The sequence below is a fragment of the Streptomyces sp. PA03-1a genome, from assembly GCF_033792805.1.
In the GTDB taxonomy this organism is placed as follows: domain Bacteria; phylum Actinomycetota; class Actinomycetes; order Streptomycetales; family Streptomycetaceae; genus Actinacidiphila.
Genome location: NZ_JARAVO010000108.1, coordinates 1 through 14511, shown reverse-complemented (window position 1 = coordinate 14511; position 14511 = coordinate 1). Strand labels below are relative to the sequence as shown.

12 protein-coding genes are annotated in these 14511 nt (G+C 74.8%); 6 read left to right on the top strand and 6 right to left on the bottom strand.

Annotated features, from left to right (window positions below):
- Positions 1-57: 57 nt before the first annotated feature.
- Positions 58-1605 carry an APC family permease gene (locus PV341_RS23895; RefSeq protein ID WP_500323404.1) on the bottom strand — a complete coding sequence of 516 codons (1548 nt, stop codon included), beginning with the start codon at positions 1603-1605 and terminating at the stop codon, positions 58-60.
- A gap of 57 nt (positions 1606-1662) precedes the next feature.
- The gene (locus PV341_RS23890) at positions 1663-2628 is read right to left on the bottom strand and encodes a hypothetical protein (protein WP_500323202.1); all 966 of its coding nucleotides are present in this window, start codon (positions 2626-2628) and stop codon (positions 1663-1665) included.
- Positions 2629-2910: 282 nt separating this feature from the next.
- Here PV341_RS23890 and PV341_RS23885 point away from each other — a divergent pair, with 282 nt between their 5' ends.
- The 3 genes from PV341_RS23885 to PV341_RS23875 all read left to right on the top strand — a co-directional run bounded on the left by PV341_RS23885 (position 2911) and on the right by PV341_RS23875 (position 6254).
- Positions 2911-4260 carry an NsdA family TPR-like regulatory protein gene (locus PV341_RS23885; protein ID WP_500323200.1) on the top strand — a complete coding sequence of 450 codons (1350 nt, stop codon included), beginning with the start codon at positions 2911-2913 and terminating at the stop codon, positions 4258-4260.
- Between the two features lie 458 nt (positions 4261-4718).
- Positions 4719-5813 carry a WD40/YVTN/BNR-like repeat-containing protein gene (locus tag PV341_RS23880; protein WP_500323199.1) on the top strand — a complete coding sequence of 365 codons (1095 nt, stop codon included), beginning with the start codon at positions 4719-4721 and terminating at the stop codon, positions 5811-5813.
- A gap of 9 nt (positions 5814-5822) precedes the next feature.
- The gene (locus PV341_RS23875; RefSeq protein WP_500323198.1) at positions 5823-6254 is read left to right on the top strand and encodes an ankyrin repeat domain-containing protein; all 432 of its coding nucleotides are present in this window, start codon (positions 5823-5825) and stop codon (positions 6252-6254) included.
- A gap of 75 nt (positions 6255-6329) precedes the next feature.
- Here the strand turns inward: PV341_RS23875 and PV341_RS23870 are convergent, their stop codons facing one another.
- Together PV341_RS23870 and PV341_RS23865 are read right to left on the bottom strand one after the other, a co-directional pair.
- Positions 6330-7226 (bottom strand): hypothetical protein, encoded by an 897-nt coding sequence (locus PV341_RS23870; protein WP_500358930.1) that lies wholly within the window; start codon positions 7224-7226, stop codon positions 6330-6332.
- Positions 7226-8506, bottom strand: coding sequence for a VWA domain-containing protein (locus PV341_RS23865; RefSeq protein ID WP_500323196.1), 1281 nt, complete (start codon positions 8504-8506; stop codon positions 7226-7228). Before PV341_RS23865 ends, PV341_RS23870 begins: the two co-directional genes overlap by 1 nt.
- A 417-nt stretch (positions 8507-8923) precedes the next feature.
- Here PV341_RS23865 and PV341_RS23860 point away from each other — a divergent pair, with 417 nt between their 5' ends.
- Positions 8924-11614 carry an ADP-ribosylglycohydrolase family protein gene (locus PV341_RS23860; protein WP_500323194.1) on the top strand — a complete coding sequence of 897 codons (2691 nt, stop codon included), beginning with the start codon at positions 8924-8926 and terminating at the stop codon, positions 11612-11614.
- Between the two features lie 212 nt (positions 11615-11826).
- Positions 11827-12693 carry a Sco1979 family transcriptional regulator gene (locus tag PV341_RS23855; RefSeq protein ID WP_500323193.1) on the top strand — a complete coding sequence of 289 codons (867 nt, stop codon included), beginning with the start codon at positions 11827-11829 and terminating at the stop codon, positions 12691-12693.
- Positions 12694-12718: 25 nt separating this feature from the next.
- On the opposite strand, the gene PV341_RS23850 is transcribed toward PV341_RS23855, so the two are convergent.
- Together PV341_RS23850 and PV341_RS23845 are read right to left on the bottom strand one after the other, a co-directional pair.
- A complete protein-coding gene (locus tag PV341_RS23850) occupies positions 12719-13591 on the bottom strand; it encodes an SRPBCC family protein (protein ID WP_500323191.1) in 873 nt (290 codons plus the stop codon).
- Positions 13588-13911 carry an ArsR/SmtB family transcription factor gene (locus PV341_RS23845; RefSeq protein ID WP_500323189.1) on the bottom strand — a complete coding sequence of 108 codons (324 nt, stop codon included), beginning with the start codon at positions 13909-13911 and terminating at the stop codon, positions 13588-13590. The genes PV341_RS23850 and PV341_RS23845 overlap by 4 nt, the downstream gene beginning before the upstream one ends.
- Positions 13912-14029: 118 nt before the next feature.
- Between PV341_RS23845 and PV341_RS23840 the strand changes: the two genes are divergently transcribed.
- A complete protein-coding gene (locus tag PV341_RS23840; RefSeq protein ID WP_500323188.1) occupies positions 14030-14443 on the top strand; it encodes a PaaI family thioesterase in 414 nt (137 codons plus the stop codon).
- The last annotated feature ends 68 nt before the right edge of the window (positions 14444-14511 follow it).

Genomic DNA, 14511 nt, shown 5'->3' with positions numbered 1-14511 from the left:
CGGACATGGAACCGGCCCGCCGCTCCCCCGGCCAGGGGTGCGACGGGCCGAACGGGGTCAGGAGGCGCTGGTCTCCGCGTCGGTGGCGGGCACGGCCTCGCGCGCCTGCTCGATCCGGAACGCCTCGTTGCCGAGGCCGATGCGGGCGTGCACCTCGGGACGGGTGGCCCGCAGGACCGCGCCGTACACCAGGCCGCCGACGACGGTGACACCGATGATGGCGGGCAGGATCCAGGAGACGGCGGAGCCGTCGCCGGCGACCAGGACGTCGAAGTCCTTGACGGCGTAGACGGCGATCACGACCAGCGCGATGCCCGCGAGGGCGGAGGCGACGATCCGCGGTGCCTGGGTGCGCAGCGCGCCGCGCCGGACGAAGTAGCCGATGACGGCGAAGGACGCGGTCGCCAGCAGCACGATCACGCCCAGGGCACCGACGTTGCCGAACCAGGTGAAGAGCTTCAGCACCGGCGCGGTGGGGTCGTGGTCCGCCGCCGCGCTGCCGTCGGTGACGGCGAAGGCGACCACGAAGCCGAGGGACACCAGGGTCTGCAGCAGCGAGCCGAAGGCGGGGGCGCCGCTGTTGGGGTTGGTACGGCCGAAGGCCTGGGGCAGCAGGCCCTCGCGGCCCATGGCGAAGGCGTAGCGGGCGACGACGTTGTGGAAGCTGAGCAGGCAGGCGAACATGCCGGTCACATACAGCACGTGCAGGACGTCGGTGAAGGCGGCCCCGATGATCGACTCGCTGAGGCCGAAGAGCAGTCCCGGTCCCTGCTTCTGCGACACCTCCACGATCTGCGACGGACCGGCCGCGATGCTCAGCGCCCAGGAGCTGATGGCGAAGAAGACGGCGACGAAGGTGACGGCGAGGAAGGTCACCCGGGCGACCACGACCTGCGGGCGGCTGGTCTCCTCGGCGTAGACGGGGGACTGCTCGAAGCCGACGAAGCTGGCGATGCAGAAGCACAGGGCGGTGCCCAGGCCCGCGCCGCTGAGCGTGCTCGGGTCGAAGGCGTGCAGCGACAGGCCCTCCTTGGCGGGACTGCCGATGGCGGCGACGTCGAAGATGACGACGAGGGCGATCTCGATCAGCAGCAGGACGCCGAGGACCTTGGCGTTGACGTCGATCTTGAGCCAGCCGAGCGCGCCGACCGCGAGGACGCCGAGTACCGCCGGGATCCACCAGGCGATCGTGGTGTCGAGGTAGGTCTGGAAGAGCCCGGAGATCTCGAAGCCGAAGAGGCCGAAGACCGCGAACTGCATCGCGCTGTACGACACCAGGGCGACGAGCGACGCGGCGGCGCCCGCGGTGCCGCCGAGCCCGCGGGCGATGTAGGCGTAGAAGGCGCCCGCGTTGTGGACGTGGCGGCTCATCTCGGCGTAGCCGACGCTGAAGAGGAGGAGTACCACGCCGAGGATCACGAACAGCAGCGGCTGTCCGACGATGCCCATGACGCCGTACGTGGTGGGCATGACGCCGGCGACCACCATCAGCGGCGCACTGGCGGCGACCACGGAGAGGAGCAGGCCGGACATGCCGAGGCGGTCGGCCCGCAGGGCTCTCTCCTCGCCTTTGAACGTGCTGATCCCGCTGTTGCCCGTCAGCATGGCGGTTCCTTCCTGGGAGGGGTTGGGGTGGTGCTGGTGCGTCATGCGGTGCGGGCCCTACGGGGAGCCGGGGCCGAGCACGGCCTCCCGCGCGGCGCGGAAGGCCTTCTTGGGGTCGCGGTCCGGGTAGGCCCACGGGGTGCGGGTGGCGTGCGCGCCGATCCGGTTGAACAGGGCCGCCGCCTCGGCGTTGCGGCCCTGCAGGAACTGCGCGTGGACGAGGAAGTTGAGGTCGAGGTGGAGGCGCGGGTGGTCGTGCCCGGCACCGTCCCACTCCAGCCACCAGTCGAAGCCCCGCTTGAGGGCCTGCCGGGCCCGCCATCCGTCCCAGTGCCCGGAGGCCGCGGGATCGGCGGGCAGGGTCCCGGCGGTGGCGAGGACCCGGTACAGCTCGGCGTGGGCGACGACCGGGAGGACGGCGAGCGGTGAGCCGGCGGGCGCCTCGCCCGCGGCCCAGTCGGCGAATTCGTACACCTCGTGGAAGGGCCCGCCCTCGGAGGCGGCCTGGGGGCGTTCGGCGAGGCAGGCGGCCATCAGGTGGTGTCCGTGGTGATGACCGCGGTGGCGGCCGCGGACCTGGTCGAAGGCGCGCATCTGCTCGTCGTCGGTGCCGGTGTGGCGGGCCAGGATCAGCAGGCAGAGCCACGGCGTGGGGTCGGCCGGGGTGAGCGCGGCGGCGGCGAGGCAGGTCTCGCGGGCCCGTTCGGGCTTCTCCTTGCCGGCGACGGCACGGAACACCGTGGCGCAGGCCAGCAGCGCGGCCGCGTCGGTACTGCCGGGTTCGGCGAGCTGCCACTCGCGCGCCCAGGTGGCACTGGCGCCGCCCTCGCCGAGGACGACCAGGCGGTGGCCGCGCCGGTCCCAGTCGTCGCCGGTCTCGGCGAGCAGGCTGCGGGCGGTGGTCCAGCGGCCCTGGGCGAGCGCAGCGCGGGCGTCGGCCAGTGGCTCGTCGTCCAGGGCAGGGTCGAACCGCAGGTCGTCCCGGGAGCGGGAGAAACCGAACGGGGGTGGAGGAGGAGTCATCCTCGGGGTGCCTCCACGGCGCGCACGTGATGTCCGGCCCGGGGCGGGGCATCCCGTTCGGCGTCCGGTGATCGCTTGATCACACAAAGCCAACCGGTATGAGCAGGTCCACTTCAAGTCCGGGCCTGTTGTCTCGATGTAGTCCCGCACACGCGTCCGAACGGCGGCGGGCGCCGCCGGACGCCGCGGGACACGGATCGGGACGGATCGCGGCGATCGCCTGCGCCGCAACGCCCGCGCCTGATATTCGAACGTACGAATATGAGACGAAGGAGCAACGCCGTGGCGGACGACACCGCGCCGGCACCGTCCCATCCCCTGGCGTCCGTCCGGCGCAGCCACGGCTGGAGCTACCAGGACCTCGCTCGGGTCGTCGCCGACAACGCCCGTGCCCTCGGCGTGCCCATGGCGGCCCGTCGGGAGAAGGTGTGGCGCTGGGAGCACTGGGGCGTGGTGCCGGAGAGGGACAGCCAGCGGGCCCTGGCCCGGGCCCTTGGCGTACCGCTGCGGGAGGTGGACACCCGCCCGTGGCCCGGCTGGTTACCGTCCTTCGACGGCATCCCCGACGGGCTGCCGTGGACCCGGGCGGGCGGTCTCGACGCGCTGGACGCCCTGCTCGACGGCGGCGGACGCGACCCGCGGGGCCACCCCGTGCTGGAGGGAGCGGAGTTCGGCGACGCCGTCGCCGACTGGGCGGCCGCGACCGACGGCGGAAGGGACCACGGAAGGGACGGCGGAAGGGACGAGCCGCCGCGGGACGACGCCGTCGCCGGCCGGGAAGGGGCTGCGGCCGACGAGGAGACCGTGGACTGGCTGGAGCGCGGCGTGCTCGGCCTGCGCCGCCTGGACGACCGGCTCGGCGGCGCGGCCGTACGGCACCGGGTCGAGGCCGATCTGCGGATCGCCCTGGACCTGCTGCGCCGGGGACCGTACCGGGGCGGGCTCGACGCCCGTCTGCTGCGCGTCGCCGCCGGACTGGCCCAGTTGGGCGGCTGGGCGGCGACGGACTGCGGACGGCACGGGGCGGCCCAGCGGCACCACCTCACCGGGCTGCGCCTCGCGCACGGCGCGCAGGACCGCCCGCAAGCCGCCAACCTGTGGGCGGGACTGAGCCTTCAGGCGGTGTTCGCGGGCCGTCACGACGACGCCCTGGCGGCGGCCCGTGCCGCGGAGTCCGCCGCGGCCGGGGCGACCTCGCGCACCCGCGCGATGCTCGCCACCCGCCGGGCCCGGGCCCACGCCGGGCTCGGCGAGGACGCGGCGTGCCGCCGGTCGCTGGAGGAGGCGGGACGGCTACTGGACACCGCGCCCGGCGACGACGACCCGTCGTGGATCTACTGGTTCGACGAGGCGGAGCTGTGCGCGCAGAGCGGGATCGCGCTGCTGGACCTCGGCCGTGCGCAGGAAGCGGCCCCGCTGCTGGAGAAGGCACTGGCGATCCAGGACCCCCTCTACCGGCGCGACCGCACCCTCTACACCGCGCGCGCCGCCCTCGCCCGGGCGCGGACCGGCGACCTCGACACCGCCCGAGCCCTCACCGAGGACGCCGTGGACCTCGCCCGGGGGTGCGGGTCGCCCCGGGTGGCCATCGCCGTCGAACAGGCCAGGACGACGCTGTCCCAGGCCCGTTGACGACCCGGCCCCGCCGGACCGGCACCGCGGTCCGGCGGGCCCGCCCCGGCGACCACCCGAACCGGGAGCCCGACAGCCGCAGTCGGGGTCCGTCCGAGGACCGCGCGGCGCATCGCGCCACCGGTCCGGACGTCCCAGGCGCCCTGAGGGGCAGTGGTCCACGGCCCCGGAAGACCCGCCCGGCGCGGGGAGTTCGCACACTACGGCCCCGGCCACGCCGGACCGCCCGGCACAACGGTCGCTCCCGCCGCCGGTGACCGGACCGCCTGCCGGCGGGCACGCCGCGGCGCGGCCGCAGTCGACGTCGTGACCGCAGGTCCCGGGCCGCGCGGCGCATCGCGCCACCGGTCCGGACGTCCCAGGCGCCGGTCGTGCACCAGAAGCGGTGCGGCGCGGTGCGCCGGAGGCGGTCTGGTGCGGTGCCGCGCGGTGGGCTACGTTGCCGCGGCATGACGCCGATGGGGACGATGAGACGGGTGTGGACGGCCGTGCTGTGCGGGGCGGCGCTCGCCGCGCTGACCGCGGCCCCGGCCCACGCGGCGGGTGAACGGCCCGGTCCGCGCTGGGAGCTGAAGGACACCGGCAGCACCGCGCGCTTCCGCGGGCTGGCGGCGGTCAGCAGGAACACCGCCTGGGTGGCCGGTTCCGAGGGCAAGGTGCTGCGCACGGTGGACGGCGGACGCCACTGGGCGGACGTGTCGCCACCGGGTGCCGCCGAACTGCAGTTCCGCGACGTCGAGGCGTTCGACGCGCGGCGCGCGGTGGTGCTGGCGATCGGCGAGGGCGAGGCGTCCCGTGTGCTGCGCACCCAGGACGGCGGCGCGACCTGGACGGAGACCTTCCGCAACGCCGACCCCCGCGCCTTCTACGACTGCGTCACCTTCTTCGACGACCGGCACGGCCTCGCCGTCAGCGACCCGGTCGACGGCAGGTACCGGATGCTGTCCACCGGTGACGGCGGCCGCAGTTGGCGGGTGCTGCCCTCCGCCGGCATGCCCCCCGCGCTCGCGGGCGAGGCCTCGTTCGCGGCGAGCGGTCAGTGCCTGGTGAGCCGTGGCCCGCGCGACGTGTGGCTGGCGACCGGCGGGGCGTCGCAGGCCCGCGTCCTGCACTCCCGCGACCGGGGGCTGACCTGGACCGTGGCGGCGTCCACCCTGCCCGCGGGCGACCCCGCGAAGGGCGTGTTCGCGCTGGCGTTCCACGACGCGCGGCAAGGGATCGCCGTGGGCGGGGACTACCGCCCCGACCAGGCCTCCCCCGACGCCGCCGCGGTGTCCCGCGACGGCGGCGCCACCTGGACCGGCTCCGCACGACCCCCGGCCGCCTACCGTTCGGGAGTGACCTGGCTGCCGTACTCCTCGCGCGCGGCGATCGCGGTCGGACCGTCCGGCAGCGACCTGAGCCTGGACGGCGGCCGGACCTGGCGGACCTTCGACTCCGGGTCGTACGACACCGTCGACTGCCCCCCGGACCTGGGCTGCTGGGCCGCGGGTGAGCAGGGCCGCGTCGCACGCCTGGGGATCAACTTCGGCGGCGGGGCCGCTGGCTCGTAGTCTGCGTTCGTGAACCGCAGACGCCGCAAGAAGCTGAGCCGAGCCCTCGTGCGGGCCGCGAGGAGCGGTGAGACCGGGACCGTGCGCCGGCTCCTGCGGCGCGGCGCCTCCCCCGAACTCCCGGACGCTGACGGGACGACACCGCTGTACGCGGCGTCGGTCCACGGCGCGGCGGACGTGGTGGGGCTGCTGCTCACCGCGGGGGCCCTGCCCGACACCGAGAGCGGCCACGGGGACGAGGGCACACCCCTGTGCGGGGCCGCGTGCTGGGGACACACCGGGACGGTGCGCCGGCTGCTCGCCCAGGGTGCCGATCCCCGCCTGCGCGAGGACCACGGCACGGGGCTCACGCCGCTCGAATGGGCCGGGCGCGGCCCGTACCCGGAGACGGCGGCGCTGCTGCGCGCCGCGGCGGACTCCCGTCCGCCCACGGCCGGGTAGGACGGCCAGGTGGCACGGCGCGCCGGTACGGTCCCGCGGTGCGGGACCGTACCGGCGCGCCGCCGGACGTCCTGGTTACGCGACCGGGCGGGGGCGTCCCCGTCCACGGGTGAGGCTGTAACCGGCGATGCCCGCGAGCGCGCCCAGCACGCCCCCTGCCGCGGTCCAGATCCAGCGGTCGGACCACCAGCCGCCGCCCCAGCCGTCCTCGGGCTGGGCCAGCCCGGCCGGCACCGGCGAGGCGCTCGGGTCGGCCTCGTCGTCCGCCGCCTCGTCGGACTCCTCCGTGGCGGAGGCGGACGGCACGGCGTTGGGGTCGAGGGTGGCCCCGGCCTTGGCGACCGGGGTGAGCGGGGCGGCGAGTTCGCCGTCGACGGCCTTGGAGCCGCCCGCGTCCGTCGAGGTGGTGCCGACCTGTGCCTGGACCGGCAGGCCGAGGTCCTCGTCCGGGAGCCGCAGCACGGTCAGGCGGATGTAGTACGCGCCCGGGAGCGGGTCGTCGGCCCATGCCTCGGACCATGCACGCACGGTGCGCAGCCGGCAGCTCAGCTCCAGCTGGGTGTCCTGCGCGGACGCCGTCCTGGCCGGCTTGCCCGCGGTGCACGCCTGACGGCGGCGCAGGCCGTCGTAGACGTCGAGCTGCCAGGTCTGGTCGCCGTGCCGGCTCGCGGACTCCGGCAGGCTGACCGTCGCGGAGACCGTGGGCACCTCGCCCACCGCGGCCGGGAACACCCAGTACAGGTAGTCGCCGGTGGAGGCGCCGGCCGGGACGGTCCGCACCCCCGGCCGGAGGTTCCCGGCGGTCCGGAAACCGGTGCCGGGCTGGACGGTCTCCTCGGTGGCCCCCGTTCCGCTCACGCCCGGGCTGGGCGTGGCGTCGTCCGCGGCGGCGGTGCCCGCTCCGGCGGCGAACAGGGCCGCGCCCGCAAGCAGTACGGCGGCCGCCCGGCGCGCCGTTCGGATGGTACGCATCAGTTGGTCCTCCAGACGGCGACGCGCCAGCGCGAGATCCAGCCCCACAGCACACCGGCGACGAGGCCGGTCACGACCAGCAGGGCCAGCAGCCACCAGCCGCGGCCCAGGCCGAAGGAGGCGACGTCGGACGGCTCGTCGGGCGAGGAGACCAGGTCGACGCTGAGTTCGAGCGGCAGGCCCGGGGTGCGCTTCACGGCGTCCGGGGCGGAGAAGGAGTTGCTGACCTCGATGCACACCGTGCGGGCGGCCGCGGCGTCGTCGTCGTCGCGCTCCGGCCAGGCGTAGCGCAGACCGGAGGAGATGACGTCGGTGCGTCCGCTGCCCGCTTCCGAGCCGCGGACGAGTTCCCGGCCGCCGGAGGTGACGGCCCGTACGAGGACGCCGTAGTCGCGGTTGACGGCGCGGTCGGCGCCGACGCTGACGGAAGCGCGCAGTTCCTGGCCGTCGGTGACGCTCACTCGGTACCAGCGGTGCTCGGTGAACGCCTCGCGGTCGCTGTAGACACCGGCCCCGAGCAGCGGGGCGTCGGCGCAACGGTCGGCGCCCTGGGTCACGGTGGGGGTGACGACCACGTTGTCGGCGGAGCGGTCGACGAGTTGCTTGATGCGGTCGGAGAGCTGGTCGGCGTGGTCGACGGCGGTGTAGGTACCGCCGGTCGCCTCGGCGATGCAGCTCAGCTGCTCGCGGATCTTGGTGTTGGGCACCAGGCCGAGGGTGTCGACGACCAGGTGGGTGCCCTCGGCGGCGAGTTCACGCGCGACCTCGCACGGGTCGAGCGGCTGGCAGGTGTCCTCGCCGTCGGTGATGAGCACGATCCGGCGGGTGCCGTCACCGCCCGCGAGGTCCTTGCCCGCGGCCTGCAGGGCGGGGCCGATCGGCGTCCAACCGGTGGGGGCGAGGGTGGCGACCGCGGTCTTGGCCTCGGTACGGTCGACGCTGCCGACCGGGTAGAGGGCCTCGGTGTCCTTGCAGCCGACCACCTTGTCCTTGCCGGGGTAGTTGGCGCCGAGGGTGCGTATGCCGAGCCGGACCTCGTCCGGTACGGCGTCGATGACCTCGTTGAACGCCTGCTTGGCCGCCGACATGCGGGACCTGCCGTCGATGTCGTTGGCCCGCATCGAGCCGCTGACGTCGAGCACGAGCTCGACCTTCGGGGCCTCGTGCGCGGTCTCCGGCCCGTCGTCCGCGGCGGCCGGCGCCGCGGCCGGGAAGAGCGCGGTGGCGAGGGTGGCCGCGAGGCCGCACAGCCCCACCGCCAGCCGTTTGCTTGTGATCATTGGCGGATCCTATGGAAGATCCGACTCCGCCCCCAACTCGGCCCGGACCGCTCTTCCGTGACCCTCCCCGCAGCGGACCACGCTTCGGGCCCGGGACACCGCGCTGACCAGCGACGGTCGAGGGTCACCGCTCCCGTTCGGCTCGGCCGACCTGCCTGATGGCCCGTCAGATCGGAGTCCACCCCGCCACCACCACATCTGCGGGATCACGCCGGCCACTTCCCGGCATCCATAGCGTCCCATTGACGATAAGTGGCTCCTCGTGCCAGGCTGACGCGGCATCACGCCGGAGATCCGTCCTGAACCGGCTGCCCCCGGGATGCCCCGGGACCGCCGCGTTCGACCAGGACAGCGCTCGCCCTGCACTCGCCGTTCGGCCCGTCCCGCACGTGCCGCCGGACCACCTGGAGGACGCCCGTGGCCCACACCCCCGCACCCCATCCCCACCTCGACGCGCGGGCCGCAGACCGGGCCGCCGGGGTGTTGCTCGGCGCGGCCGTGGGCGACGCGCTGGGTGTGCCCTACGAGTTCAAGGCGACGCTGAGTGAGGATCAGCAGCCGCGGATGATCGGCGGCGGCTTGGGGCCGTACGAGCCGGGCGAGTACTCCGACGACACTCAGATGCAGGTCTGCATCGCCCAGGTGGCGGCGACCGGAGCGGATCTGCGCGGCCCCGAGGCCCTGGACGCGATCGCCGCCAACTTCCAGGGCTGGCTGAGCGAAGGCGCCAGCGACGTCGGCAACCAGACCAGCCTCGTCCTGAGCACCGCTGCCCGCGCCCCCGGGCCGGCGGGCACGGCGATGCGGGAGGCCGCCCGCGAGTACACCGCCGGCAACGCGCGCAGCGCCGGGAACGGCTCGTTGATGCGGACCGGGATCGTCGCCCTCGCACACCTCGGTGACCCCGCCGCGATGGCCGAGGCCGCCATCGCCGTCAGCGCGCTCACCCACCCCGACCCCGATTGCGCCGACGCCTGCGTGCTGTGGTGCTCCGGCATCCGCACCGCGGTGCTGTACGGCACCTTCGACGGCGTGCGCGACGGCCTGGCCCTGCTCCCGCCCGAGCGCCGGGAGACGTGGGCGAAGCGGCTGGACGCGGCGGAGGCCCACCCGCCGCACCACTTCGGCAACAACGGCTGGGTGGTCCACGCGCTCCAGGCCGCCTGGTCGGCCATCACCCGCACCGCTGTTCCGGAACTGAACGCTGCCGAAGGTGACTTCCCCGCCCGGCACCTGCGCCTCGCCCTGGAGGCGGCGGTACGCGCCGGAACGGACACCGACACCGTCGCGGCGATCGCGGGCGCCCTGCTCGGCGCGCGCTGGGGCTGCTCCGGCATCCCCCTGGAGTGGCAGCAGGCCGTCAACGGCTGGCCGGGGCTCACGGGCGCCGACCTGGTCCGGCTGGCCGTGCTCACCGCCCGGGGCGGGAACGACGACGACGCCGGCTGGCCCTCGGCGCCGCGTTTGCCGGCCGGTGGCCACCCCGGCTTCGCCATCCCCCACCCGCACGACGACGGGGTGATCCTGGGCAACCTGGCCCTGGCCCAGGGCACCGAGCCGGTCGACGTCGACGCCGTGGTCTCGCTCTGCCGCGTCGGTTCGGACCCGCTCCTGCCCGGCACACCCGACGTCGAGCAGGTCCGCGTCTGGCTGGTCGACAGCGAGGGAGCGAACGCCAACCTCCACCACGTCGTGGACCAGGCCGCCCGCCAGGTGCTGCGGCTGCGCCAGGAGGGCAAGCGGGTCCTGCTCCACTGCCACGCCGGGCAGAGCCGCACCCCGGCCGTCGCCGCCGTCTTCAGCCACCTGGCCAAGGGCACCGATGCGGAGAGCGCGCTGCGGGACCTGCGCCGGGCGCTGACCGGTGGCTGGCACCTCCACGCGCACCCCGAACTCCAGTCCGCGGTCCACGATCTGACCGCCCCGGCGGCGGCCGCCGGAGCCCGGATCGGCGAGGGCAGGCGGGAGGCGTCCGATCTGGAACCCGACGCAGGGCAGCGGCCTAGGGACTTCCCGAGGGAGAAGGCCTCCGTGTCCCGGGTGCGCGGGCTGCTGCTCGGCCTCGCCGTGGGCGACACGGTCGGCCGCGCCCGGGGCAAGGTGCCGGCCGACGGCCCGTTGCGGGCCGGGGTCAGCACCCAGCTGGCCTGCTTCACCGCCGAGGGCACGATCCGCGCTCTCGTGCGCGCCGGGCAGAAGGGCGTCTGCCATCCTCCGTCGGTGGTGTGGCACGCGTACTGCCGGTGGGCGGCCGTGCAGGGCCTCAAGGCCCGCCGCTGGGGGTCGGGCGAAGAGGTGTGGCCCGACGGCTGGCTCGCCCAGGTGCCCGTACTCGCCGAACGACGTGGTTCAGCGCCCGCGACCGTAGCCGCCCTGGCCGGGATCGAGCAGGGCACCGCGGGGAAGCCGCCGACGACCAGCCGCGGCTGCCACGCGCTGACCCGCACCCTTCCCGCCGCGGTCATCGGCGCCGCGCAGGGCCCGGCACAGGCTGCCGTGTTCGCCCATGAGCTGGCCGCCCTCACCCACGGCGACCGGGCCGCGCACTCCGCGGCGGCCCATGCCGTCGTCCTGGCCCACCACTGCCTGACCGGCGGAGCCGACGGGCCGCCGCCGGCGGGCAGCCGGTCCGGCGTACGGGACGCCTTGGAACGCGGCCTGCTGGACCTTCGCAGCGCCGATCCCGGCCCGACCGCCCGTGCCGGGGAACTCGACGCCCTCGCCGCCGCACTCCAGGAGGCCGACGCCCACCCGGCCGACGCCAAGCGGCTCGCCGACCTCGCACCCGACGCCACAGCGCCCTCGGCGCTGCTCGGCGGCGTGTACGTAGCGGCCTCCTTCCCCCGGCGGGACCAGGTGAGCGCCGCACTGCGCTTCGCCGCCGGTGCCCCGGACGGCGACTCGGTGGCCTGCGTGGCCGGCGCGCTGCTCGGAGCGGCACACGGCGCCGAGGCGCTGCCGGTCGATCTGGTCAGTCGCCATGAACTGGCCTGGGTCCTCGACACCTTGGCCCGCGATCTCGTCGCCGGGCCCGCCGGCTCCGCCGACGGCAGCGCGTACGCCTCGGGCCGGGACGAGCACGGGTGGGATCGCTACCCCGGTTGGTGAGCCGCGTCCCGTGCCGAAACCCCCCGTCCCCGGTCCCGCGTGACACCGGGGACGGGGCCGGGGCGGTGGCCGGCTGGACGTGGGCCCGCCTGCCTCCGGGCCGTCGCGGTACGGTGCGTTCTGCACATTGCAAAGCGTCCCCAACATGCTTTGCCAGACCCTGACGTCATGACAAACTACGCGGGGATCAGCGGTGTTGGAGGGGATGGACCGTGACTGAAGCGCGGGCGGCAAGCGCTCCCACCGTGCTGCGGGTGGTGCTCGGCAGACGCCTCCAGGACCTCCGCGAGAGGGCCGGCCTCTCCTACGAGCAGGCGGCCCGCGCCCTGGACGTCACCCACGCCACGGTCCGCCGCATCGAGAAGGCCGAGGTGGGCCTGCGCATCCCGTACGTGGAGAAACTGCTCCTCACCTACGGCGTCACCGAGCCCGCCGAGATCGCCAACTTCCTGGAACTGGCCCGCGAGGCCAACCGTCCCGGCTGGTGGCACCGCTTCCGTGACGTGCTCCCCGAGTGGTTCAGCGCCTTCGTCAGCCTGGAGGGCGCCGCCGAGCTGATCCGCGCCTACGAACCGCACTACGTCCCGGGGCTGCTGCAGACCCCGCAGTACGCGGAGGCCGTGCTGCGCGCGGGGCGGCCGCACGCCTCGCGGGAGGAGGTCGAGCGCGGCGTCGCGCTGCGCATGCAACGGCAGGCGCTGCTCACCCGCGACGACCCGCCGCTGCTGTGGGTCGTGATGGACGAGACGGTGCTGCGCCGCCCCATCGGCGGCCCCGAGGTGATGCGCCTGCAGATCGACCGCCTGATCGAGGCGTGCGGGATGCCCCAGGTGCGACTGCAGGTGCTGCCCTTCGCGTCGGGGCCGCACCCGGCGATGTACGGTCCGTTCCACATCTTCCGCTTCCCGCTGCCGGAACTGCCGGACATCGCGTACGCGGAGAGCCTGATCGGCGCGGTCTACCTCGACGAACGGGAGGACGTCTCACGGTTCCGCGAGGCCCTGGACCGGATGAGCGCCCAGGCCCTGCCCGCGGGCCCCACCCGGGAGTTCCTGGAGGAGGCACGGGGCCGGCTGTGAGGCCGGGCGCCGTGCCGTCCACCGGTCAGCGGGGCATCGCTGCCAGCTTCGCCGCGAGGCTCTCGACGCGGTCCCGCCAGACGTCCAGCGCCAGAGCGGGGGGCACCTCGGGGACGCCGGTCTGGGTGAGGACCAGTCGCGCGCCATGCCCGGTGCCGCGGGTCAGCTCCCAGCGCACGGTGCCCTCGTGGCGGCCGTGGAGGTCCCAGGGGTAGGCGAGCGCCTCCTTCGGACGCAGTTCGCTCACCGGTCCGGGGGCGAAGTCGCCCACGACGAAGCCACGCGGCACGGGTCCGCCCACCTCGGGCGCGGACACCCCGCCGAGCAGGGTCTTCCACACCGTGGCCGCGGGCTGGGTCAGCTGCCGCTCGAAGCGGACCTTCCAGCCGACCGGCAGCTCCTCCACGGTGCCGTGGTCGAGACCGAACTCCTTGACGTAGCGCTCGTGGGCCGCCTTCATGTCGCCCGGCCCGGGCACCGGCTCGCCCTCCAGCTCGGGATCGATGCCGGCGATGCAGGCGTCCCAGCCTGCGGCGAAGCTGGCGGCGCCGGGGCGGTCGCCGAAGGTGTGGGTCAGGGTCAGCACCGAGCCCAGGGACTCCGGCACCAGCTCCCAGCGCAGCAGGTCCTCGCCCCAGGTGTAGGCGATGACGTGCGGCGGGTCCCACTCGGTGACCTGGCCGTCCATGGCCTCGCCCTCGCCGTGCCGGAACGGGAAGCGCACCTTGCCGCCCACCCGCGGCTCCATCTCCACGTCGGAGGGGAACCACTTCGACAGGTGCCCCGGCTCGGTCAGGGCCCGCCACACCTTCTCCGGCGGGTGCGCGAGCCGCCGCTCCATCCGCAGCGCGGTCCGGCCGTCCGCGGTGGTCAGCGTCTCGCCGGTATCCGTGGTCATGGCTCCTCCATCTCGTCGGGCATGGCGTCCAGATGCCGCTCCAGCGCGTCCAGGCCGGTGCCCCACAGCCTGCGGTAGGGCGCGAGCCAGGCGTCGACCTCCCGCAGGGGCTCGGGGCTCAGCTCGTACCAGCGGCGCTGCGCCTCGGCACGCACCCGGACCAGGCCCGCCTCACGGAGCACGCGCAGGTGCTTGGACGTACCGGGCTGGGTGAGGCCGAGGTGCTCGGTGAGCTCGCCGACGAGGCGGGGGCGCTCCAGGAGCAGATCGAGGATCCGCCGCCGCGTCGGCTCGGCCAGCACGTCGAAGGGTATGGACACGTTCCCCAATATACTCCTCAGGCTATATACCCACAACGGCATGTGCGCGCGGCGGGCACGCGCCCGGGCCTCGTCGCGCCCTGGTGCGCGCCCCCGACGGTGGGTCAGAATGTCCGCCGTGACGATCACCACCGCCGAGGCGGACAAGGTCCTGGCCGACAACTTCGCGCCCTGGGTGCAGGACCTCGGGCTCTCCGTCGAGGAGACCGGGGAGCGGCACGCCGTGCTGCGGCTGCCCTGGTCGGACCGGCTGGCCCGGGAGGCCGGTGCGCTGTCGGGCCAGGCGCTGATGGCCGCCGCCGACACGGCGACCGTGATCGCGGTGTCCGCGGCCCGCGGGGGCTACGGGCCGATGACGACCATCCAGCAGTCCACGACCTTCCAGCGGGCGGTCATGGGCACCGACGTCCTGGTCACGGCGCGCGTCACCAAGCTCGGACGGCGGCTGGCGTTCATCGACGTCGAGCTCACCCCCGAAGGCGCCGTCGAACCCGCGGCGCAGGCGACCACGGTCTACGCCTTCCCCGGCTGAGGCGGCCGAGGCAGCTGGAGCGGCTGGGGCGGCTGGCGGCGCCCCGGCAGACCCCCGCAGACCCCCTC